Origin of the sequence: Bacillus sp. CECT 9360 (genome assembly GCF_918741275.1) — a bacterium.
Lineage (GTDB): Bacteria > Bacillota > Bacilli > Bacillales > DSM-1321 > Peribacillus.
In genome coordinates, this window is record NZ_CAKKNA010000004.1 from 24,227 (window position 1) to 45,237 (window position 21,011).

20 protein-coding genes are annotated in these 21,011 nt (G+C 40.7%); 18 read left to right on the forward strand and 2 right to left on the reverse strand.

Going from position 1 to position 21,011, the window contains the following annotated elements; all coding sequences use genetic code 11:
• Window positions 1–6: 6 nt before the first annotated feature.
• The 18 genes from LQ216_RS05615 (at window position 7) to rlmH (ending at window position 18,747) form a co-directional block, all read left to right on the forward strand.
• Window positions 7–204 carry a DUF951 domain-containing protein gene (locus tag LQ216_RS05615; protein WP_230127561.1) on the forward strand — a complete coding sequence of 66 codons (198 nt, stop codon included), beginning with the start codon at window positions 7–9 and terminating at the stop codon, window positions 202–204.
• A 635-nt stretch (window positions 205–839) separates the two neighbouring features.
• Complete coding sequence (gene ychF, locus LQ216_RS05620) at window positions 840–1,940, forward strand: redox-regulated ATPase YchF (protein WP_230127563.1); 1,101 nt, start codon at window positions 840–842, stop codon at window positions 1,938–1,940.
• A gap of 175 nt (window positions 1,941–2,115) precedes the next feature.
• Window positions 2,116–2,403, forward strand: a complete 288-nt coding sequence (gene rpsF, locus LQ216_RS05625; RefSeq protein ID WP_230127566.1) for a 30S ribosomal protein S6 — start codon at window positions 2,116–2,118, stop codon at window positions 2,401–2,403.
• A gap of 59 nt (window positions 2,404–2,462) precedes the next feature.
• Window positions 2,463–2,969 carry a single-stranded DNA-binding protein gene (ssb, locus tag LQ216_RS05630; protein ID WP_230127569.1) on the forward strand — a complete coding sequence of 169 codons (507 nt, stop codon included), beginning with the start codon at window positions 2,463–2,465 and terminating at the stop codon, window positions 2,967–2,969.
• A 41-nt stretch (window positions 2,970–3,010) separates the two neighbouring features.
• Complete coding sequence (gene rpsR, locus LQ216_RS05635; protein ID WP_230127571.1) at window positions 3,011–3,250, forward strand: 30S ribosomal protein S18; 240 nt, start codon at window positions 3,011–3,013, stop codon at window positions 3,248–3,250.
• Window positions 3,251–3,757: 507 nt separating this feature from the next.
• Window positions 3,758–4,702, forward strand: a complete 945-nt coding sequence (locus LQ216_RS05640; protein ID WP_230127574.1) for a YybS family protein — start codon at window positions 3,758–3,760, stop codon at window positions 4,700–4,702.
• 56 nt (window positions 4,703–4,758) lie between these two features.
• Entirely contained in the window at window positions 4,759–6,729 is a 1,971-nt protein-coding gene (locus tag LQ216_RS05645; RefSeq protein ID WP_230127577.1) for a DHH family phosphoesterase, read from the forward strand.
• The gene (gene rplI, locus LQ216_RS05650) at window positions 6,726–7,175 is read left to right on the forward strand and encodes a 50S ribosomal protein L9 (RefSeq protein WP_230127580.1); all 450 of its coding nucleotides are present in this window, start codon (window positions 6,726–6,728) and stop codon (window positions 7,173–7,175) included. Before LQ216_RS05645 ends, rplI begins: the two co-directional genes overlap by 4 nt.
• 192 nt (window positions 7,176–7,367) lie before the next feature.
• On the forward strand, window positions 7,368–8,735 hold the full coding sequence (dnaB, locus tag LQ216_RS05655; RefSeq protein WP_230127582.1) for a replicative DNA helicase: 1,368 nt from the start codon (window positions 7,368–7,370) through the stop codon (window positions 8,733–8,735).
• Between the two features lie 267 nt (window positions 8,736–9,002).
• Window positions 9,003–10,295 carry an adenylosuccinate synthase gene (locus LQ216_RS05660; protein WP_230127585.1) on the forward strand — a complete coding sequence of 431 codons (1,293 nt, stop codon included), beginning with the start codon at window positions 9,003–9,005 and terminating at the stop codon, window positions 10,293–10,295.
• Between the two features lie 661 nt (window positions 10,296–10,956).
• On the forward strand, window positions 10,957–11,661 hold the full coding sequence (yycF, locus tag LQ216_RS05665) for a response regulator YycF (RefSeq protein ID WP_230127588.1): 705 nt from the start codon (window positions 10,957–10,959) through the stop codon (window positions 11,659–11,661).
• A gap of 5 nt (window positions 11,662–11,666) precedes the next feature.
• On the forward strand, window positions 11,667–13,514 hold the full coding sequence (walK, locus tag LQ216_RS05670; protein WP_230127591.1) for a cell wall metabolism sensor histidine kinase WalK: 1,848 nt from the start codon (window positions 11,667–11,669) through the stop codon (window positions 13,512–13,514).
• Window positions 13,511–14,830 (forward strand): two-component system activity regulator YycH, encoded by a 1,320-nt coding sequence (gene yycH, locus LQ216_RS05675; protein WP_230127594.1) that lies wholly within the window; start codon window positions 13,511–13,513, stop codon window positions 14,828–14,830. Before walK ends, yycH begins: the two co-directional genes overlap by 4 nt.
• A complete protein-coding gene (gene yycI, locus LQ216_RS05680; RefSeq protein ID WP_230127597.1) occupies window positions 14,817–15,617 on the forward strand; it encodes a two-component system regulatory protein YycI in 801 nt (266 codons plus the stop codon). The genes yycH and yycI overlap by 14 nt, the downstream gene beginning before the upstream one ends.
• Window positions 15,618–15,622: 5 nt before the next feature.
• On the forward strand, window positions 15,623–16,417 hold the full coding sequence (locus LQ216_RS05685; RefSeq protein WP_230127600.1) for an MBL fold metallo-hydrolase: 795 nt from the start codon (window positions 15,623–15,625) through the stop codon (window positions 16,415–16,417).
• Between the two features lie 205 nt (window positions 16,418–16,622).
• Window positions 16,623–17,852 carry a trypsin-like peptidase domain-containing protein gene (locus tag LQ216_RS05690; RefSeq protein WP_230127602.1) on the forward strand — a complete coding sequence of 410 codons (1,230 nt, stop codon included), beginning with the start codon at window positions 16,623–16,625 and terminating at the stop codon, window positions 17,850–17,852.
• A 151-nt stretch (window positions 17,853–18,003) separates the two neighbouring features.
• Window positions 18,004–18,162: a CxxH/CxxC protein gene (locus LQ216_RS05695; RefSeq protein WP_230127605.1), complete on the forward strand. Its 159-nt coding sequence runs from the start codon at window positions 18,004–18,006 to the stop codon at window positions 18,160–18,162.
• Between the two features lie 105 nt (window positions 18,163–18,267).
• Window positions 18,268–18,747 carry a 23S rRNA (pseudouridine(1915)-N(3))-methyltransferase RlmH gene (rlmH, locus tag LQ216_RS05700; RefSeq protein WP_230127608.1) on the forward strand — a complete coding sequence of 160 codons (480 nt, stop codon included), beginning with the start codon at window positions 18,268–18,270 and terminating at the stop codon, window positions 18,745–18,747.
• An 86-nt stretch (window positions 18,748–18,833) separates the two neighbouring features.
• Here rlmH and LQ216_RS05705 read toward each other — a convergent pair whose 3' ends face one another.
• Together LQ216_RS05705 and LQ216_RS05710 are read right to left on the reverse strand one after the other, a co-directional pair.
• Window positions 18,834–20,042: an XRE family transcriptional regulator gene (locus LQ216_RS05705; RefSeq protein ID WP_230127610.1), complete on the reverse strand. Its 1,209-nt coding sequence runs from the start codon at window positions 20,040–20,042 to the stop codon at window positions 18,834–18,836.
• Between the two features lie 36 nt (window positions 20,043–20,078).
• Window positions 20,079–20,831, reverse strand: a complete 753-nt coding sequence (locus tag LQ216_RS05710; protein WP_230127613.1) for a hypothetical protein — start codon at window positions 20,829–20,831, stop codon at window positions 20,079–20,081.
• Window positions 20,832–21,011: the final 180 nt, after the last annotated feature.

The following is a 21,011-nucleotide window of genomic DNA, read 5'->3' on the forward strand; positions in this document are numbered from 1 at the left end:
AGAGGAATGGAAGAAAAGGAATTTTCCCTGCATGATGTAGTTGAAATGAAGAAATCTCACCCATGCGGAGTAAACCGCTGGAAAATCATTCGACTGGGGATGGATATCCGAATTAAATGCGAAGGCTGCGGCCATAGCGTAATGCTGCCAAGAAGAGAATTCACAAGAAAAATGAAGAAGATATTAGAAAAGCATGAGCAGTAAGCATGCTTTTTTATTTTTGCCTTTTTTTATGTAGCGAGTTCCGGGTGATTATCAGTTTGCGGATGACTTTCGGAATTTATTATCAAGTTAACGATTTTATGGATCTTCACCATAACTGGTGGTTTAACATTGATTAACATAATATCTCAGTTAATTTTGCAATAAAGTTGATTGGCGAGGATGTGCGAGACTCCTCGAAAATGCATACGCATTTTCTCGTGCGGTGCCTATTCATGGATGATGCTTCAACGTCCTGCGGGAAAAGCAGGCCAGTTAACGGAACGTCGACTAAGATCTGCCACGTCCTTATGTCTTACGTCGACGCCAACACATCCTGTGTAAGTCCCGGAGGCGTGTCCTTGGCCGAGGAGGCTCCCGGACTGCCCGCGGAAAGCGAGCGCCTGGAGCGGAAATCAACGGATAATCAAAAGCTTAAACCACTTCTTTTGGTGAAGAACCGATTTTATTATCAGTTTCCATTTTTATCATCAGGTTCAAAGATATTTCTCCATATACTTGTCTTTTCCTAAAGCAAAACCTATAATTGTGAAAGGTTTATGTCTCAATTTTCCTTTATATTGAAATGAATTTTTCTATATAGATAAGGTATTATCTAAAGAGGAGTGGAATTATTTATGGCTTTAACAGCAGGTATTGTTGGATTGCCAAACGTGGGCAAGTCGACTTTGTTTAACGCAATTACACAGGCTGGCGCTGAGGCAGCCAATTATCCGTTTGCCACCATTGACCCGAACGTAGGGATTGTTGAAGTCCCTGATTATCGTTTAGAAAAACTAACCGAGCTTGTCCAACCGAAAAAAACGGTGCCGACCGCATTTGAATTCACTGATATTGCGGGTATCGTTAAAGGAGCAAGTAAAGGGGAAGGCCTTGGAAACAAGTTTCTTTCCCATATCCGTCAAGTAGATGCAATCTGCCATGTTGTCCGTTGCTTTGCGGATGACAATATCACGCATGTTTCCGGGAAGGTTGATCCGATTGATGATATTGAAGTCATTAACCTTGAATTGATCCTTGCTGATCTGGAATCCGTTGATAAACGAATCGAACGTGTCGGTAAAATGGCGAAGCAGAAAGATAAGGATGCCGTGTTTGAGCATGAGATTTTAACAAAGCTTAAGGAAGCATTTGAAGCGGAAAAGTCTGCCCGGACGGTTGAATTTACTGAAGAACAAATGAAAGTGGCAAAAGGCTTACACCTGCTGACCATTAAACCTATGCTCTTTGTGGCTAATGTTAGCGAAGAAGAGGTAGCAAATCCAACCGACAATGAATACGTCCAAAAAGTCCGAGACTATGCAACCAAAGAAAATGCAGAAGTCATTGTTATCTGTGCTAAGATTGAAGAAGAAATTGCTGAGCTTGAAGGAGAAGAAAAAGAAATGTTCTTATCCGAGCTGGGCATCCAAGAGTCGGGCCTTGATCAATTGATTCGTGCTTCTTACCATTTGCTAGGGCTGGCTACTTATTTTACTGCTGGCGTTCAGGAAGTCCGTGCCTGGACTTTCCGTAAAGGCATGAAAGCTCCGCAATGTGCCGGCATCATTCACACTGACTTTGAGCGTGGATTTATCCGGGCAGAAACGGTGGCCTATGATGACCTTCTTGCAGCAGGGAGCCATACTGCCGCTAAGGAAGCTGGTAAAGTTCGCCTCGAAGGAAAAGAATATGTCGTCCAGGACGGCGATGTTATCCATTTCCGCTTTAACGTGTAATATATAAAAAAATTCTGCAGATAGCTCTGTAGTCTTCTTCAAACATTTTTCTATTAAAAGATAAGTGAAATTGCAAAACCAAAAAAAATATGATATACTTTCAACTTGTGAGTAATTAAATAATAATTGCTCCTTGCCCGTATCGGGCCGTTTAGACCAAAAGGAGGTGACAGTGATGAGAAAATACGAAATTATGTATATCATCCGTCCAAACATTGAGGAAGACGCTAAAAAAGCACTAGTTGAACGTTTCAACACAATCCTTACTGATAATGGTGCGGAACTTACAGAAGCGAAAGAATGGGGTAAGCGCCGTCTTGCTTACGAAATCAATGATTTCCGTGACGGTTATTACATGCTTCTTAAGATTAATAGTGGAGCTGAAGCTATTCAGGAATTCGACCGTTTAGCGAAAATCAGTGAAGATATTATCCGCCATATGGCAACTAAAGAAGAAGAATAAGCCGATAAAAGATATATAAACATTTCCAATTAAAATGGAAAGTTTGGGGGTTGATTCTGATGATGAACCGCGTAATTTTAGTAGGACGCTTAACGAAAGATCCTGAATTGCGATATACACCGAATGGAGTACCTGTGGCCACCTTTACACTTGCTGTGAACCGAGCATTTACGAATCAGCAAGGTGAACGTGAAGCAGACTTCATTAACTGCGTAGTTTGGCGTAAACCTGCAGAAAATGTGGCAAATTACTTGAAAAAAGGTAGTTTGGCGGGCGTGGATGGACGAGTTCAAACACGTAACTATGAAGGACAAGATGGCAAACGGGTATATGTAACAGAGATTCTGGCCGAAAGCGTTCAATTTCTTGAACCACGAGGCAGCAGTTCAGCGGGTGAAAGAAATGAAGGCGGTTCTTATGGTGATCAAAGAAATAGCAATGATGATCAGAATGAACGAAATCAGAATCAACGCAACAACAATAACAACTACACTCGTGTAGATGATGATCCATTTGCAAATGACGGCAAGACCATTGACATTTCAGATGACGATCTTCCATTTTAAACAATTGATATTTTAAATAAAAACATGAGGAGGGAAATCACATGGCAATGGGTGGACGTAAAGGACGTGCAAAACGTCGCAAGGTTTGTTATTTCACAGCAAACGGAATCACTAAAATCGATTACAAAGATGTGGATCTTCTTAAGAAGTTCATCTCTGAACGCGGTAAGATTTTACCACGTCGTGTAACCGGCACAAGCGCTAAATATCAACGTAAATTAACGGTTGCTATCAAGCGTTCCCGTACTATGGCATTATTACCATATGTATCTGGGGAATAATAGTAATAGCAAAAGCCCTGTATGTATGTAAAAGCATAGCAGGGCTTTTTTATATGAGGGATGCGATAACAAGGACTTTCGCTTAAATCATTCTTTTACTCTCTCTAAGTTTTATGAATAGCACTCACGAAAAAAAGCGCGGCCAGTTGGCACACGCCTTTTTTCGTTCCACAATACTGTGGATATATGTGGAATTGCCTGGAAAAGATCCTAACGCTGTGTATATCGGTTCAACACCGTAGTTCCTTTCGCCCTATAGGCAAATTCCCCATACAAGGAGCCCAATACTTCACTGGAAGTCGCTGCTAAACGTTGCATGTCTATCAGTCCCTTTCTGTTGGTATGGTCTTATCCTTGGATTATTTATATACCCGTCCGTCCTCTTGTAAAACCTCATCTATAGAAAAAGGTCCATTCTTTTATAAAAGAGTGTTCAATGGAAAAAGCCGATAGAAATGGCTACAATACATATAGAGTACTTATTACATATAAAAAGGTTGTGTAAGTTTGAACAACGGAAAGAAGATTGCTGAAGGTGGAGCACTTTTAGCACTTTATAGTATTTTATTATTCATAACGATGCAGATTCCTGTTTTGGGATTAGTTTCTGTTTTCTTTCTGCCTATTCCGTTTATATTGACGGCTGTCAAGCAGAAGCTGGGATGGTCAATCGGGTTTTTGTTTGTGGCATGCGTGCTTTCCGTCCTGTTTGGCACGATCCTGTCGATTCCGATAGTGTTGATAGCAGGACTGTTGGGAATAATAATCGGTGATCTCTTAAAAAGAAATAAACCACCGTTTATCATTTATATTAGTGCCTTTCTTACGTTCCTGGCAGGAACATTAGTGATGTACGCCATATTCATTTGGTTCCTTGAGATTAATTATCTACAGGAATTAATAAAAGTGTTTGAGGCATCTGTAAATAGAACCATCGATACGATGAAAGCATTTGGGCTGGAGCCCTCGGAAGTTGAGCAAAAAAGACTATTTGATATGATTGACATGTTCGATACCCTTTTGCCAACCCTGTTAGTCATTACCTCCATGGTACTAGTTGCGCTTATGTTCGTCGCTGCCAGACCCATTTTAAAAAGATTCAGCGAGAAACAGCTATCATGGCCTCCTTTAAGAGAACTTCAACTGCCCAAAAGCCTTTTATGGTATTATTTAATTACGATGATAGTCATGTTGTTTCTGAACCAAGAAGAAAGCGGTTCTCTCTATATGGTTCTAGTCAACCTTTATGTCATTTTGCAGTTGTTAATGATGCTTCAAGGTTATTCTCTATTATTTTTCTTCAGCCATCTGCAGGGATGGGTAAAGGCAATTCCGGTAACGATTCTGGTTCTTTCCCTTGTCCTCCCTTTATTTCAAACCTTTATTCGTATTTTAGGTATTATCGATTTAGGATTTCCTCTTAGGGAAATTCTTCAAAAAAAGAAAGAATGAATGTACGTTTTTAAATAATATATCGTTTTAACATCATGCTTTTAGGAGCTGAAAATATGCCATCTTTTTTACAAAGGCAGTCTATTAAGTATCCGTTCTATGGATTGCTGGCTGCAACAGTGTTGCTTTTAGGTGTTGTTGCTTATTATTCCTGGTGGATCGCGCTAATAGGACTTGTGCTTCTATCCGGACTATTTTATATGATTTTACGAATTGACCTTCGCAATAAGCGTGAAACGGAAGAGTATATCTCGACATTGTCTTACCGCCTCAAAAAAGTAGGCGAGGAAGCCTTGCTCGAGATGCCGATTGGTATTATGCTCATCAACGATGATTATCATATTGAATGGACAAATCCCTATTTAGCTTCTTGCTTCAATGAGGATTCATTGGCTGGAAGGTCGTTATATGACGTAGCTGAATCCATTGTTCCGTTAATTAAACAGGAATTGGAATCGGATACGATCACGCTTTATGAGCGGAAATTTAAAGTGATCCATAAAAGAGAAGAACGATTGTTATATTTCTTCGATGTGACCGAACAGGTTGAAATTGAAAAATTGTATGAGGATGAACGGACAGCGATGGCGTTCATTTTTCTTGATAACTATGATGATCTCACTCAGGGCATGGACGATCAGCTGAAAAGTAGTCTGAACAGCTTGGTTACTTCACTGCTGGATCAATGGGCCAAGGATAACGGGGTATTTTTAAAACGTACTTCGTCTGACCGGTTTATTGCCGTCTTCAATGAAAGTATCCTTCAGCAGCTTGAAAGAGGGAAATTCACGATTCTTGATGAAATCAGGGAGGCGACAGTGAAACAGAATGTACCGCTCACATTAAGTATCGGGGTCGGTTCAGGAGTTTCTTCGCTTCCGGAATTAGGAACGCTTGCACAATCAAGCCTTGATCTAGCTTTAGGACGTGGTGGAGATCAGGTTGCCATCAAATTAACAAACGGTAAAGTGAAATTTTTCGGCGGGAAAACCAATCCAATGGAAAAACGGACAAGAGTGCGTGCTCGTGTTATTTCGCATGCTTTGAAGGATATCGTCGTTGACAGTGATAAAGTGATTATCATGGGACATAAACAACCGGATATGGACGCGATAGGCTCTGCTATCGGGATAGCTAAAGTAGCCCAAATGAACGAGCGAGAAGCCTATATTGTCATAAATGAACAAGAGATTGATACCGGGGTACGCCGGTTAATGGACGAAATAAAAACCAAGCCGGAGCTATTCACCCAGTTCATTCCACCGGAAGATGCGTATGAAATGATTACAGATGAGACCCTTCTCGTCATTGTCGATACGCATAAACCGTCGATGCTTATTGAAGAGCGTCTATTAAACCGTATCGATAAAGTAGTTGTCATCGATCACCATAGACGAGGCGAAGAGTTTATTAACAATGCGCTTCTTGTTTATATGGAGCCTTACGCTTCCTCAACAGCCGAACTCGTCACCGAACTCCTGGAATATCAACCGAAGCGGGGCAAAATAGATATGCTCGAGTCGACCGCGCTTTTGGCGGGCATCATCGTTGATACAAAGAGCTTTACGCTCAGGACGGGTTCAAGGACTTTTGATGCGGCTTCTTATTTAAAGTCTCACGGAGCAGATACGATTCTAGTACAAAAATTTCTCAAAGATGATGTTGATACGTATATTGAACGTTCGAAATTAATTGAGACCGTTTCTTTTTACAAAGATGGGATTGCGATCGCAAAGGGCAAACCGAACGAGTTTCATGGACAGGTACTAATCGCTCAAGCGGCCGATACCTTGTTGACGATGGATGAGGTGTCTGCTTCCTTTGTCATATCCAAACGTAATGAAGAAATGGTTAGTATTAGCGCCCGCTCGCTTGGCGATATCAATGTCCAGATTATTATGGAAACCCTTGACGGTGGGGGACACTTAACAAATGCGGCCACTCAGCTTTATATGTCCATCGATGAAGCGGAAGAGCAATTGAAAAAAGCAATAGATGAATTTTTAGAAGGAGGACAAACCGAATGAAGGTAATTTTTTTGAAAGATGTTAAAGGTAAAGGAAAAAAAGGCGAAATTAAAAACGTAGCAGACGGCTATGCACATAACTTCCTTCTAAAACAAGGCTTGGCGGTAGAAGCGTCCAATGCCAACACGAAAGCACTGGAAGCTCAGAAAAATAAAGAGCAAAGTCTTGCGGCCCAAGAGCTGCAGCAGGCTAAGGACTTAAAGGAAAAAGTAGAACAGCTGACGGTCGAGCTTCAGGCTAAAGCAGGCGAAGGGGGCCGTCTGTTTGGTTCCATCACAACCAAACAAATTGCAGATGAGCTGAACAAGAAACATACTATTAAGATTGATAAGCGTAAGATGGATCTTAATGAAGGCATCCGCGCACTCGGCCATACAAAAGTTCCTGTGAAATTACACCCGGAAGTAACAGCGATCTTAACCGTACATGTAAAAGAAATTAACTAATTTTAGTCCTTTCTTCTCGGTAGGAAAGCAGATAGAATAGAAGGAGAGAAAAATGTGATCGGGCATTTTGTCCCATCACATTTTTTTCTTGTAGGTATCCATCTATGGAAAACTCAAATAAGCTTTATTATAAAATTGTTTACTAGTTTTACATGAAGATAGAGCCCTTCTGAGAAAAGGAGGTTACAGGGTATGAATGAATTATTCCAAGACCGGATTCCGCCGCAAAATGTGGAAGCGGAACAGGCTGTATTAGGGGCGATCTTTTTAGAGCCTTCTTCGCTTACACTTACTTCTGAAATCCTGATTCCAGAGGATTTTTACCGAAGTTCGCACCAAAAGATCTTCAATGTGATGATCAAGCTGAACGATAGCGGAAAAGCGGTCGACTTAATTACGGTAACAGAAGATCTAGCTGCCTCCAAAAACCTTGAAGAAGTCGGCGGTATATCTTATTTAAGTGAACTGGCAGGATCGGTTCCTACTGCTGCCAATATTGAATACTACGCCCGCATCGTTGAAGAAAAATCACTTTTGCGCAGGCTAATCCGCACGGCTACCAATATAGCCCAAGAAGGATACAGTAGAGAAGATGAAGTAGAGAGCTTACTTGGGGAAGCTGAGAAAAATATTATGGAAGTAGCCCAGCGAAAAAATGCAGGGGCTTTCCAGAATATCAAAGACGTATTAGTTAAAACGTATGATAATATCGAAGTGCTTACGAACCGAAAAGATGATATTACGGGAATACCAACAGGTTTTGCCGAGCTTGACCGAATGACTGCGGGTTTTCAGCGCAACGATTTGATCATTGTCGGAGCCCGTCCTTCTGTCGGTAAAACAGCTTTCGCTTTGAACATTGCCCAAAATGTGGCGACAAAGACAGAAGAAAATGTAGCCATCTTCAGTTTGGAGATGGGTGCTGAGCAGCTTGTCATGCGTATGCTTTGCGCAGAGGGCAATATCAACGCCCAGAACCTTCGTACCGGCTCGCTGACTGATGAAGATTGGCGCAAGCTGACGATGGCGATGGGAAGCCTCTCGAATGCCGGTATTTATATTGATGATACTCCGGGAGTCCGTATCGGTGAGATACGCTCCAAGTGCCGTCGTTTGAAGCAAGAACAGGGTCTCGGAATGATTCTGATCGATTACCTTCAGCTGATCCAAGGGAACGGACAATCAGGTGAGAACCGCCAGCAGGAGGTTTCCGAAATCTCGCGTTCCTTAAAAGCGCTCGCACGGGAGCTGCAGGTTCCGGTTATTGCCCTTTCCCAGCTATCACGTGGTGTTGAACAAAGACAGGATAAACGCCCGATGATGTCCGATATCCGTGAATCAGGAAGTATCGAGCAGGATGCTGATATTGTTGCTTTCCTGTATCGTGATGATTACTATGATAAAGAAACCGAAAATCAAAATATTATTGAAATTATTATTGCCAAGCAGCGTAATGGTCCCGTTGGCACGGTATCGCTTGCGTTTGTTAAGGAATATAATAAGTTCGTTAATCTTGAACGGCGCTTTGATGATTCATCATCCATGCCGCCTGGTGCTTGATGAAACTGCCATCCTTTCTTTGAAAGGGTGGTTTTTTATGTATGGAAGTCATTATGTCTGTAGGATAATAGAAATGCAGCTTTTTCATAAATTGGGTCATAATAAATAACTAGGCAATTAAAACCACGAACAAATTACTAAATACATATATATAATGTTCGGTTTTTCATTGACTTTTTTCATGGATTGCTGATAAAATTAGTTTGTTTGATAAGAACCGGGCGATTATGTTGCCGGTATTACGTGAATCTGTGGAGGTGCTCTAAGATGTCATCAGTGGTAGTAGTGGGGACACAATGGGGAGACGAAGGAAAAGGGAAGATTACTGACTTTTTATCAGAAAATGCGGAAGCGATTGCCCGTTATCAGGGGGGCAATAATGCAGGCCACACGATAAAATTTGATGGCGAAACGTATAAACTGCATCTTATTCCATCAGGAATTTTTTATAGCGATAAAATTTGCGTGATAGGAAACGGCATGGTTGTAGATCCAAAAGCATTGGTGGAAGAATTGGAGTATCTGCACAGTCACGGTGTGAAGACGGATAATCTCCGAATCAGTAATAGAGCCCATGTCATCCTTCCCTATCATTTAAGGCTTGACGAAGTGGAGGAAGAACGCAAAGGCGCGAATAAAATTGGTACAACCAAAAAAGGAATCGGCCCTGCTTATATGGATAAAGCAGCAAGAAACGGAATCCGGATAGCGGATCTTCTGGACCGTGAAATTTTTGAAGAAAAGCTGGCCCATAACCTGCAAGAAAAGAACCGCCTTCTGGAGCGTTTCTATGAGACTGAAGGATTTAAGCTGGAGGATATTCTGGACGAATATTTTGAGTACGGACAGCTTGTGAAAAAGTATGTGTGCGATACTTCTGTCGTCTTAAACGATGCGCTCGACGAAGGCCGTCGTGTTTTATTTGAGGGAGCACAAGGCGTTATGCTTGATATCGACCAGGGAACATATCCATTTGTTACCTCATCCAACCCTGTAGCAGGCGGGGTTACGATTGGTTCAGGCGTAGGACCGACAAAAATCAATCATGTAGTCGGGGTTTGCAAGGCGTATACAACCCGTGTAGGTGACGGTCCTTTCCCGACCGAGTTAGATAATGAAATCGGCCATCAGATTCGCGAGGTCGGCCGTGAGTACGGAACAACTACCGGGCGTGCGCGACGTGTCGGCTGGTTTGACTCTGTCGTAGTACGCCATGCACGACGCGTGAGCGGAATCACTGATTTATCTTTAAATTCAATTGATGTACTGACAGGGATTGAAACACTCAAAATCTGTGTAGCCTATAAATATCGAGGGGAAATCATTGAGGAGTTCCCGGCAAGCTTAAAGGTGCTTGCTGAATGTGAACCTGTTTATGAAGAACTGGCAGGCTGGACTGAGGATATAACAGGCTGCAAATCGCTCGGCGAACTGCCTGAAAATGCACGCCACTACCTGGAGCGGGTCTCCCAGCTAACAGAGATTCCATTGTCAATCTTCTCGGTAGGTCCTGATCGTACGCAAACAAACGTAGTCAGAAGCCCTTGGCGTCAAGTTTAAAATGAAGGAACTGCTTATTGGCAGTTCCTTTTCTCATGCCTTCAACATGGAAAAACATTAATAATGACTCCTTTAGTAGGCTCTTCACCATAACTGGTGGTTTAATATTGATTAACGTAATATCTCAGTTAATTGTGCAACAAAGTTGATTGGCGAGGATATGCGAGACTTCTCGAAAATGCATACGCATTTTCTCGTGCGGTGCCTATTCATGGATGATGATTCAACGTCCTGCGGGAAAAGCAGGCCAGTTAACGGAACGTCGACTAAGATCTGCCACGTCCTTATGTCTTACGTCGACGCCAACACATCCTGTGTAAGTCCCGGAGGCGTGCCCTATGCCAGGAGGCTCCCGGACTGCCCGCGGAAAGCGAGCGCCTGGAGTGGAAATCAACGGATAATCAAAAGCTTAAACCACTTCTTTTGGTGAAGAACCCTTTAGTAACTCTATATCTCTTAATATGGTAAATATTCTATACACACGATTTAATCTAAGAGGTGAATTAATAGTCATAAAATGATAAAGTAGAATAGAGAACATATGTCTTTGTCGTAAAGATAATGTTCTATTTTGAAATTAAGCAAAATCACCTCCACAATATGGGCGTTTTAAGCTATCTTAACTGAAGGATAGCAGATTATTAATGAAGGAGAACAATCCATGGAAAAGAAGATACTTGTTGTAGATGACGAAAAACCAATTGCAGATATATTACAGTTCAACTTGAAAAAAGAAGGCTTTGAGGTTACGTGTGCTTATGATGGCAATGAAGCTATCAGAATAGTTGAAGAGATTCAGCCTGATCTTATTTTGCTGGACATCATGCTACCTGGACGCGATGGGATGGAAGTCTGCCGTGAAGTTCGAAAGAAGCACGATATTCCGATTATCATGCTTACTGCAAAGGACTCTGAAATAGATAAAGTGCTGGGGCTTGAGCTTGGTGCGGATGATTACGTGACTAAGCCTTTTAGCACACGGGAAATCATTGCACGGGTCAAGGCTAATCTGCGCCGACAGCAGGTGGTTGCCACACCTGAACCAGAAGAAATGAAGGAAATTGCAATCGGTACACTCGTGATTCATCCTGATGCCTATGTAGTCTCAAAAAGAGGCGTTACGATTGAATTGACCCATCGGGAGTTTGAATTGCTGCATTATTTATCTAAGCATATCGGCCAGGTTATGACTCGTGAGCATTTGTTGCAAACTGTATGGGGATATGATTATTTTGGTGATGTGAGGACAGTCGATGTTACGGTGCGTCGTCTTCGTGAAAAAATTGAGGATAATCCAAGCCATCCCGGCTGGATTGTAACTAGAAGAGGGGTAGGTTATTACCTCCGCAACCCTGAACAGGAGTAAGATACATGAAAAAGGTTGGTTTTTTCCGTTCTATACACATAAAATTTGTTCTCATCTATGTGTTGCTTATCTTGGTAGCGATGCAGATCATCGGTGTATATTTTGTAGACAAACTTGAAGAAAAATTGGTTGAAAACTTCCAAAAATCGATTTTAGGAAATATTGACCTTCTTACTTACAGTCTTAGTGAAGAAATGACAAATCATATGGAAAATGATGATTCAACAGATGTCGAGAACTCTACTCTCGGGGATGACATCCGGATGATTCTTGAAGATAACTCGTCCGATAATAATATCTCTGAGGTAAGCGTCATTGACAGTAGCAGAAAGATAATTGCGACCTCGGATAATGATAATCAGGATATTGTCGGGAAGAAAATAACCGAGAGATTAGTAAAGCAAGCCCATGTATTGGGGATCCAGCAGGAAGTGACGACGCACGACAAAGCAACAGGGGAGCGCATATGGATTCTGGCGACACCGATCAAGGATCAAGGTAATAAAGTAATCGGTATCGTGTATTCCATTGCTGAAATGGAAAATGTGTATGAATTGATGGAGCAAATCAATCGAATTTTCATCACAGGAACGGCAATCGCGCTGGGCATTACGGCAATTCTCGGCATTCTTCTGGCCCAAACGATTACCCGGCCCATGTCTGATATGCGTAAGCAAGCCTTGGCACTTGCCAAAGGGAATTATTCGAGAAAAGTAAAAATATACGGTAATGATGAAATCGGACAGCTGGCCTATACATTCAATAATCTGACTAAGGATTTGCAGGAAGCACAGTCGACGACTGAAGGTGAAAGACGCAAGCTATCTTCGGTTCTTGCCTACATGACTGATGGAGTGATTGCAACAGACCGCAGGGGAAAAGTCATTTTGATCAATGAACCCGCTGCTAAATTATTGGATGTTTCACGTGAAACAGTATTATCGCAACCCATTATTGACCTGCTTGGATTAGAGGGGAAATATAGCTATGATGACCTTCTTGAAGAAAGAGAATCAGTTATCCTTGATTACAGTACGAAAAAAGAGCCATATATATTACGGGCCAATTTTTCTGTCATTCAAAAGGAGACAGGGTTTATCAATGGTCTGATAACAGTCCTGCATGATATCACAGAACAGGAGAAAATTGATGAAGAGCGCCGGGAGTTCGTGGCAAATGTTTCCCACGAATTGAGAACACCGCTGACGACAATGCGAAGCTATTTGGAAGCATTGGCTGATGGAGCATGGAAGGATGAAACGCTAGCGCCTTCGTTCTTAAATGTGACCCAAAATGAAACCGAGCGGATGATACGGCTAGTGAATGACTTGCTGCAATTATCTAAAATGGACAATAAAGATTATTTACTTTCTAAAGGATGGGTGAACTTCACCAAGTTCTTCAACCAAATTATCGATAGATTCGAAATGACAATAACGGAGCATATCACTTTTAAACGCGACATTCCTTCCAAATCCATTTTAGTCGATATTGATGAAGATAAAATAACCCAGGTGCTTTATAATATCATTTCAAACGCGATTAAATATTCTCCCGAGGGAGGACAAATTACATTTCGTATTAAAGAAGAGTCGGAAAGAATCGTAATCAGCATCAGTGATCAGGGAGTGGGAATCCCCAAAAGCACGATCGATAAAGTCTTTGAAAGATTTTATCGTGTGGACAAGGCGCGCACGAGAAATTTAGGGGGCACGGGCCTTGGTCTGGCGATTGCCAAGGAGATGGTGGTCGCACACGAAGGGAAAATCTGGGCTGAAAGCAAGGAAGGAAAAGGGACGACTATTTTCTTTACACTTCCTTATGAGCAAGAACAAGAGGATGAGTGGTCATGAATTTTGAAGTCGCGAAAAATATCATTCTGACATTTTTAGTCGTCGCAAGTGTAATCTTAACTTGGAATATCTGGACGTATCAGCCAGATTTAAAGAAAAGTGAAAGTGATTATGTTGAGAGTGATGTACAAGAACTTGCAAATGTAATCAAACCAGGTCAGGTGCTTTTTCATCACGAGGGTCAACATTTTCAGACACAGGATAAAAGTGAAATAAAACGAATTCAAGATGAGCTTTTCACTTGGGATTTTTACAATTTTAAAGATGCATCACATCTCGCGAAGGAATTTACATCTTTTATCCATGCGAACGGGAATGCGGAAATGATTTTTCCAAGTACTGTCCCGCTTGACTTATATAAATCGGAATTGAAGATAGATGACCAGGAGCTTCCGAAGGTGTACTTTGACCGGATTGTGTTTAACACGGAAAATATGGGGAGCAATGAAACCGAGGTTTATTTTATTAACTATAAAAATAAAAAGATATTTCAAGCACAAGTTCAAACCGCTCAAATTAATAACTTCACTCAGAATTTTGCTTCAGGGGCGCATGAATACCCTGAATATATTTCAAAAGAGGTCAGTTCAAGCCGCACGCTTTTTCTGCCGAAAAACTCTGTCCAATTAAATCCGCTCACCTATTATATTGACTATCTCGATATTAATAAGGATTTCAAAAATGAACTATTTAATGACCCCGATAAAGTAAAGCGAGAAAATGTCAGTGTTGGAAACGAATATACCGATGGTTCAAGTCTACTGACTGTATTTAAGGATTCTTCGGTTGTTGAATTTGTAAATCCAGGCCAACGAAGTGATATGGATGGCACTACCGGCAGTCTGATTCGAAATAGCCTTAATTTTATAAACAGCCAGCCTGGATGGGATGATTATTATCAATATGCCGATATAAGCGAAGCAGAGCGGATGGTTTCATTTCGCTTATATATTGACGATATTGACGGTATTGGCAGGTATCCTGTTTTTAATGGGCAGGGTATGTCTGAAATAAAACATGAATGGGGCAATGAAGAAATTTATCGATACGAGCGCCCTTATTTTACATTGATTTCTCCTCCCTTTCCTAACAATCAAAATAAAGTAACCCTTCTTTCCGGACAGCAGGTTATAGAACGGTTAACGAGAAATTTCGAGTTGGCTGATGTGGAAGAGGTAAGGGTTGGATATAAATTATCCAAAGATCCGACCGAGCCTGTTATCCATTTGGAGCCTGCCTGGTATTACCGATATGGCGGTACTTGGACTGTTGTGCCACTTAATGAACCGGGGGGCGAAAAGAGTGGATTGGAGTAGGACGAAAACAATATTTATCATGGTGTTTCTAGTGTTGGATATCTTTCTGCTCTATCAATTCTTAGATAAGAAGGATTCTACACAGATAGATCCTATTACTGAAGCATCTGTAGAAGAACAAATGAAAGAGGATGGAATCAAATTTCCTTCCTTACCAAATGAAGAAAAACAAGAAAATATTCTAATAGCAAAAAGAAAAGAATTTTCAAAGGATGATAGTAAGAAACTGGAAAACCAGCAGGTGTCCATCAACGATGAAACCACGCTCGTTGGAACGTTTGAAAAGTCGATTATTGTAAATGAAGAGTTTAAACCGGGTGAATTGGCTGAATTTCTGAAAGAGAATATTTATCAAGGAGAACGTTATAAGTTCTGGTCTTATGAAGAATCCAGCAATTCAATCATTTATTATCAAAGCTTCGGTAACAAAACCTTTTATAATAATACGAATGCAAAATTAACATTGCGGTTGAATGAAAATCGAGAAATCGTTTCTTATGAACAAACTTACTTGGAAGATATTAAACCGATGAATAAAAAAGAGTCGGTGATTTCTGCCAACCAGGCAATCGCCAACTTGTTCAATAAAGGGCATTTACCCGAAAAAAGCGAAATATCAAAAGATGACGTAGAGCTTGGATATTATAACTTGCTGAAATCATCATCAGCTTCCTATTTACTGACGCCGACTTGGTGGGTGAAAGTAAACGGCAAGGATATGTTTGTAAAAGCATTTGATGGGGAAGTCATCGAATTGAATACAGAAGAAAAAATATTACTGGAGTGAGTTGCATGACCATGCATTTTAGTGTTCTCGCCAGCGGGAGTACGGGAAATGCCTTTTATGTAGAAACGGAGGATCAGGCATTTCTCGTGGACGCAGGCTTGAGCGGCAAGCAAATGGAAGCACTATTCAGCGGCATCGGACGGGATATGTCCAAGCTGTCAGGGATTCTCGTCACCCATGAACACAGTGATCATATTAAAGGCCTCGGAATCATTGCTAGAAAGCATAAGCTTCCAATCTATGCGAATGAAAAAACCTGGCAGGCTATGGAACGATCCATCGGAGAGATTTCACTAGATCAAAAGTTTGTATTCAATATGGAGCAGGTATCGACCTTTGGCAGCCTTGATATTGAATCTTTTGGGGTATCACATGACGCGGCTGAGCCGATGTTCTATGTGTTTCATCAGGGTGGCAAGAAGCTTGTCCTAATTACGGATACGGGCTATGTCAGCGACCGGATGAAAGGAATCATTTCAAATGCCGATGCCTACATCTTTGAGAGTAACCATGACGTCAGCATGCTTCGGATGGGGAGATATCCTTGGAGCGTAAAACGGCGAATTCTGAGCGATATGGGTCACGTTTCAAACGAAGACGCAGCCATCGCAATGAGTGAAGTCGCGGGAGATAAAACGAAGCGAATCTACCTTGCGCATTTGAGCCTCGATAACAATATGAAGGACCTGGCAAGAATGTCGGTTGAACAAACGCTGCAAACTAAAGGGATTCTGATTGGCGAGCAATTTTCGTTATATGATACCGACCCTAAGAAACCTACTGGACTAGTAGCATTATAAAGAATGAAAAAGCATCGGCTTTTTCATTCTTTTTTCATTTTTTTAAACAAAACCGCATTTCACGGATACACTCTCATGAAATGACTTAATATCCAGAAAAAGTACTTTTTTTTAGGATTTTTAAGTAGGATGAGTATAATTAAGGGTATAAACAAACACTAGTGGTTGCAATAATTATGATATAAACAGAGAGGGTTGAGCATAAATGGGATATTATGATCAAGATTATCCAGATAGAAACCAACGCAACAAGGGGAGCCGTAAGGGCTACTTTCTTACCGCATTAGCCGGGGTTATTATCGGAGCTCTCCTGGTTATGGTAGCATTTCCAAGACTGGGAATCGGTACTGGTACGGATCAATCTACAATTACAGAGAATTCTTCAGGAGGCAATTCGTCAACAAACGGGACCATACAGAATGTTTCCTTGGATGTCGATACGGCCGTAACAGAAGCGGTTGATAAAGCCAGTGATGCTGTTGTCGGCGTTACAAATATTCAGCAGTCCGGGTTTTGGGGTCAAGGGCAAGGCCAGGGTCAAAGTGAAGATGGCGAAGCGGGTACCGGGTCGGGGGTAGTCTATAAAAAAGAGGGCGGAAAAGCTTGGATCGTTACCAATAGCCATGTTATTGAAGGGGCAAACGAAATTGAAGTCACATTAAACGATGGGACAAAGATACCGGCTGAAATAAGAGGAAGCGATCGGTGGACAGACTTAGCCGTCATTGAGGTTAATAGCGACAAAGTAAAAACGGTAGCGGAATTCGGTGATTCAGACGCCCTTAAACTAGGTGAGCCGGTAATTGCAATCGGTAACCCGTTAGGATTGCAATTTTCAGGATCGATTACGCAGGGAATTATCTCTGGTTTAGAGCGTACAATCGAGATTGATATAAACCAGGATGGAGAAATTGACTGGAATGCAGAAGTCCTCCAAACAGATGCAGCCATCAACCCAGGAAACAGCGGTGGCGCCTTAGTCAATCTTAGCGGCCAGGTGATTGGTATCAACTCGATGAAAATTGCCCAGGAAGCCGTAGAAGGAATCGGTCTCTCAATTCCCATTGACTCTGTGATTCCGATTATTAACGATATTGAGCGGTACGGAGAAGTAAGACGGCCTTATATGGGAGTTAACCTCGGTTCGGTGGAGGAAATTTCTCAGTACCATCAGCAAAATACATTAAAGCTGCCTAAAAATGTGACATCAGGTGTGGCCATCACAGGTGTAGAGCCTACTTCTCCGGCATCAAAAGCGGGATTAAAGGAATTTGATGTGATTGTCGAAATGGATGGAGAAACGATTAAGGATGTTGTGGCCTTAAGGAAGTTTTTGTATACCGAAAAGAAAGTCGGCGACAATGTTAAAATTACCTATTATAGAAACGGGAAAAAACAGAATGCAACGCTCAAATTAACAGCAGAGACGATGTAGAAATGGGCAGGAGGCTTAGCTTCCTGCTTTTTCTTTTTCCTGTTTTTTTGTTACGATACATAGTGACAAGGAAAAACGAAAGAAAAACTGATTGCTGTGGAAATCGTAGTAGATGAAAACGTATTATGCAAAAGAAAAAAGGAGAATATAGATGATTTACTGTTGTCAGGAACACGTGGAATTAGCACTGGATGTAATCGTAGACGAGCATGAAACTTACCCGGTTTTAGATAAAGTTCCAGAAGAAAAACAATTATCAACAAGCTGTGAATATTGTCGAAATATGGCAATATATGTAGTAGGGAACTAATATTCGCCTACAATATGTGGATAGAAATTGTGGACATGTGGATAAGTGCTGTGGATAACGTGTTTGTAAACTGTTTGTAACCTGTGTGTAAAGTGAGGGTTAAGAATGAATATCACAATTGTAACGATAGGAAAGCTAAAAGAGAAATATTTGAAGCAAGGAATCGACGAATATGTAAAACGGTTATCTTCATACGCAAAATTCGACATAATTGAATTACCCGATGAAAAAGCACCTGAAACCTTAAGTGAAGTAGAAATGCAGCAAATTAAAGAGAAAGAAGGAGAGCGGATCCTAAGCAGGATCAGCCCGGATGCCTATGCTATAGCATTGGCGATAGAAGGGAAAATGAAATCCTCTGAGGAACTTGCAGACAACCTCGACAAGCTTGCTACTTATGGAAAGAGCAAAGTGACGTTTGTGATCGGAGGATCTTTGGGGTTGAGCGAAGCAGTGATGCATCGGGCGGACGAAGCTCTTTCTTTTTCAAGAATGACCTTTCCACACCAGCTTATGCGGCTGATATTGGTTGAGCAGGTTTATCGGGCGTTTCGGATTAATCGGGGGGAACCGTACCATAAATAACGGTAAACTCTAATAAAAATAATAGAATTATTAAAAAGAAAGGTAAACAACGAAGTCGAAGTTTACCTTTCTTTTTTTCATTAGACTTACTTATCTTTTCCAGAAATACGTATCGGTAAATCTGTAACATTCTCAAGTCCGAAATCTTGTTTACTAATTAAATATTTACTAAAGAAGTTTGGATCAATTCCTGTCATCCGATGAAAAAAGGAAACATCTACTTTCCAATCGTTTTCAATCATGTGACGAATATCTAAAAGCCCTTTTTTTGAAACTAAATCAATTATTGATTTTACCTTCATCGGTTTCTGCAGAGGTATTAAGTCATCTAGAGGTTCTTTTTTTAAATAACCCTTTCGATGAAGTGCAGCATAAAAGTTCCGATGATTTTTTGGTTCAATAATTCCCAGTTTGGCTGCCCTGTATCCTAATACTTGTAGCGAGGCACTCCATTTCTTTTTTAGATCGATGTAAGCATCTGGATTAGTAATATAGAGCATGTCTTTCATGTCATTTTTGAACTCATCCTCAGGCAATAGGAATGTACCTGCAAAAATATTTGCCTCATTTTCTATGATTTTATGCTCCTTACGATCCAGACTAGTGAATTCAAGACGGTAGTGAAGTAGTAAATGACCTAGCTCATGTGCAATATCAAAGTTTCTTCGAACAGCTGAACGCTTCATATTTCCTAATATGACATAAGGACGTTCATTAATGGTCCATAAGCTATATGCATCAATTTCTTCACCGATTGCCTTTTCGAAAACAAACACTCCACTTTTCTCAACGAGAAACATCAAATCCTCGTTGGTGTCATTCCTAAAACCAAGTTTTGTTCGAGCTAGTTCAGCTACTTTATTAATTTGAACCAATCTACTGTCATCTGAAGTATTTAAGTATTTAATTACTTCATCTCTTAACTGAATAATTTTCATAGTGGGATATCTTACTTTAGCCGTTAAATAGTCAACGAACGTATCTAAATATTCTAAATGCTTGGCTTCCGCCTGTGTTTTTGAGATGACATTCACAACCTTTGAACGGTAAGCGATGTTCATTACATTGACATTGTCTGGTTTCATCTTTTTCTTCAGAATGTCATTAGTGTAAAAATACTTATTTTTCACATTGAATATCTGTTTTAATTCGTTAATAACTTGCATTTTTGGTGATGTGTAATTGTTTTCGTATTGCCAAACTGCCTGTTCTGTTACGCCTATCATATCAGAGAGCTGTTTTCTCGAATATCCATGCATGATACGAAGATTGGTTAGATTTTCACCAATAAACATGCCGCTCCCTCCTTAACTAAATCAATTATTTCTCATTTATTCATTTTGTTGTTCTTCTTCAAGGATTCCAATGTCGAATGCTGCTGGATCCAAGAGATCATCATTTGCTTCTGGTGCAATTACTTCCCGATCCTCTTCTGTCAAATCTGCTCCAGAAATAAAACTTGAGAGATTTTCCACTTGGTAAGCTACATTATCTTCTGGGTTCGGTAGATAATGTATAATTTCAGATATCTGATATGCCTCATCAAGAGCATACGTGAGGATATGAAATTCATTATAAGATGATTTGAAGTGGTCTAGTTCTTCTTTTACTTGCTTTTCTGGAACTAGAAACGAAAGTTGTTCAAAGTGTTCAGAAGACATTTCTTCTGATTGTCGATGATGGGAAGAAAATAATACGTCTTTATTAATTTTAGATAATTCATGAAGGTAAGTTCGACGGCGCCCGCTCCTACCGCCATTAGTAGGTAGTATTGCCTGCGAGAAGCACTCTTCGTTAAAATATGCAGCATTTTTTATCAGAAAGAGAATTTTAGAATCTCCATGGATAAATTGGAGATAGTCCCATGTAAGTCCTGCTTTAGACTTCTTGTATGTGAAACCGTGGTCAATACACTCTTCTGCCACTTTGCTTTCAATAAAATTCCCTTTAGTCCATGCAAAGGCAGAGCTAATTTTCATCTTATCTCTTCGGTCTTTTCGATGCTCAATATATTCGCGATAACCTTCAACTATAGCCTCGACAATCATTTTGTTGTGTTCTGAACTAAATTTGTATTGATCCATCTCCACCATCACTCCAATTCATGAATTAAACATCTAAATCTATTTTAAACGATAATGGGGCGGCGGGGAATGATTTTTTCTTTTTTCTTTAAAGTTTCATGAAATATTTGTGTGATTATTATAGTATAGGGTTGAATTATATATATTATTCTTATTACACTTATCGTGTCAATCTATAAT

Excerpts from the sequence above, each read along its gene's own strand:
- LQ216_RS05615 (WP_230127561.1), top strand. The coding sequence starts at position 7 with ATGGAAGAAAAGGAATTTTCCCTGCATGATGTAGTTGAAATGAAGAAA.
- ychF (WP_230127563.1), top strand. The coding sequence starts at position 840 with ATGGCTTTAACAGCAGGTATTGTTGGATTGCCAAACGTGGGCAAGTCG.
- rpsF (WP_230127566.1), top strand. The coding sequence starts at position 2,116 with ATGAGAAAATACGAAATTATGTATATCATCCGTCCAAACATTGAGGAA.
- ssb (WP_230127569.1), top strand. The coding sequence starts at position 2,463 with ATGATGAACCGCGTAATTTTAGTAGGACGCTTAACGAAAGATCCTGAA.
- rpsR (WP_230127571.1), top strand. The coding sequence starts at position 3,011 with ATGGCAATGGGTGGACGTAAAGGACGTGCAAAACGTCGCAAGGTTTGT.
- LQ216_RS05645 (WP_230127577.1), top strand. The coding sequence starts at position 4,759 with ATGCCATCTTTTTTACAAAGGCAGTCTATTAAGTATCCGTTCTATGGA.
- rplI (WP_230127580.1), top strand. The coding sequence starts at position 6,726 with ATGAAGGTAATTTTTTTGAAAGATGTTAAAGGTAAAGGAAAAAAAGGC.
- dnaB (WP_230127582.1), top strand. The coding sequence starts at position 7,368 with ATGAATGAATTATTCCAAGACCGGATTCCGCCGCAAAATGTGGAAGCG.
- LQ216_RS05660 (WP_230127585.1), top strand. The coding sequence starts at position 9,003 with ATGTCATCAGTGGTAGTAGTGGGGACACAATGGGGAGACGAAGGAAAA.
- yycF (WP_230127588.1), top strand. The coding sequence starts at position 10,957 with ATGGAAAAGAAGATACTTGTTGTAGATGACGAAAAACCAATTGCAGAT.
- walK (WP_230127591.1), top strand. The coding sequence starts at position 11,667 with ATGAAAAAGGTTGGTTTTTTCCGTTCTATACACATAAAATTTGTTCTC.
- yycH (WP_230127594.1), top strand. The coding sequence starts at position 13,511 with ATGAATTTTGAAGTCGCGAAAAATATCATTCTGACATTTTTAGTCGTC.
- LQ216_RS05685 (WP_230127600.1), top strand. The coding sequence starts at position 15,623 with ATGACCATGCATTTTAGTGTTCTCGCCAGCGGGAGTACGGGAAATGCC.
- LQ216_RS05690 (WP_230127602.1), top strand. The coding sequence starts at position 16,623 with ATGGGATATTATGATCAAGATTATCCAGATAGAAACCAACGCAACAAG.
- LQ216_RS05695 (WP_230127605.1), top strand. The coding sequence starts at position 18,004 with ATGATTTACTGTTGTCAGGAACACGTGGAATTAGCACTGGATGTAATC.
- rlmH (WP_230127608.1), top strand. The coding sequence starts at position 18,268 with ATGAATATCACAATTGTAACGATAGGAAAGCTAAAAGAGAAATATTTG.
- LQ216_RS05705 (WP_230127610.1), bottom strand. The coding sequence starts at position 20,042 with ATGTTTATTGGTGAAAATCTAACCAATCTTCGTATCATGCATGGATAT.
- LQ216_RS05710 (WP_230127613.1), bottom strand. The coding sequence starts at position 20,831 with ATGGATCAATACAAATTTAGTTCAGAACACAACAAAATGATTGTCGAG.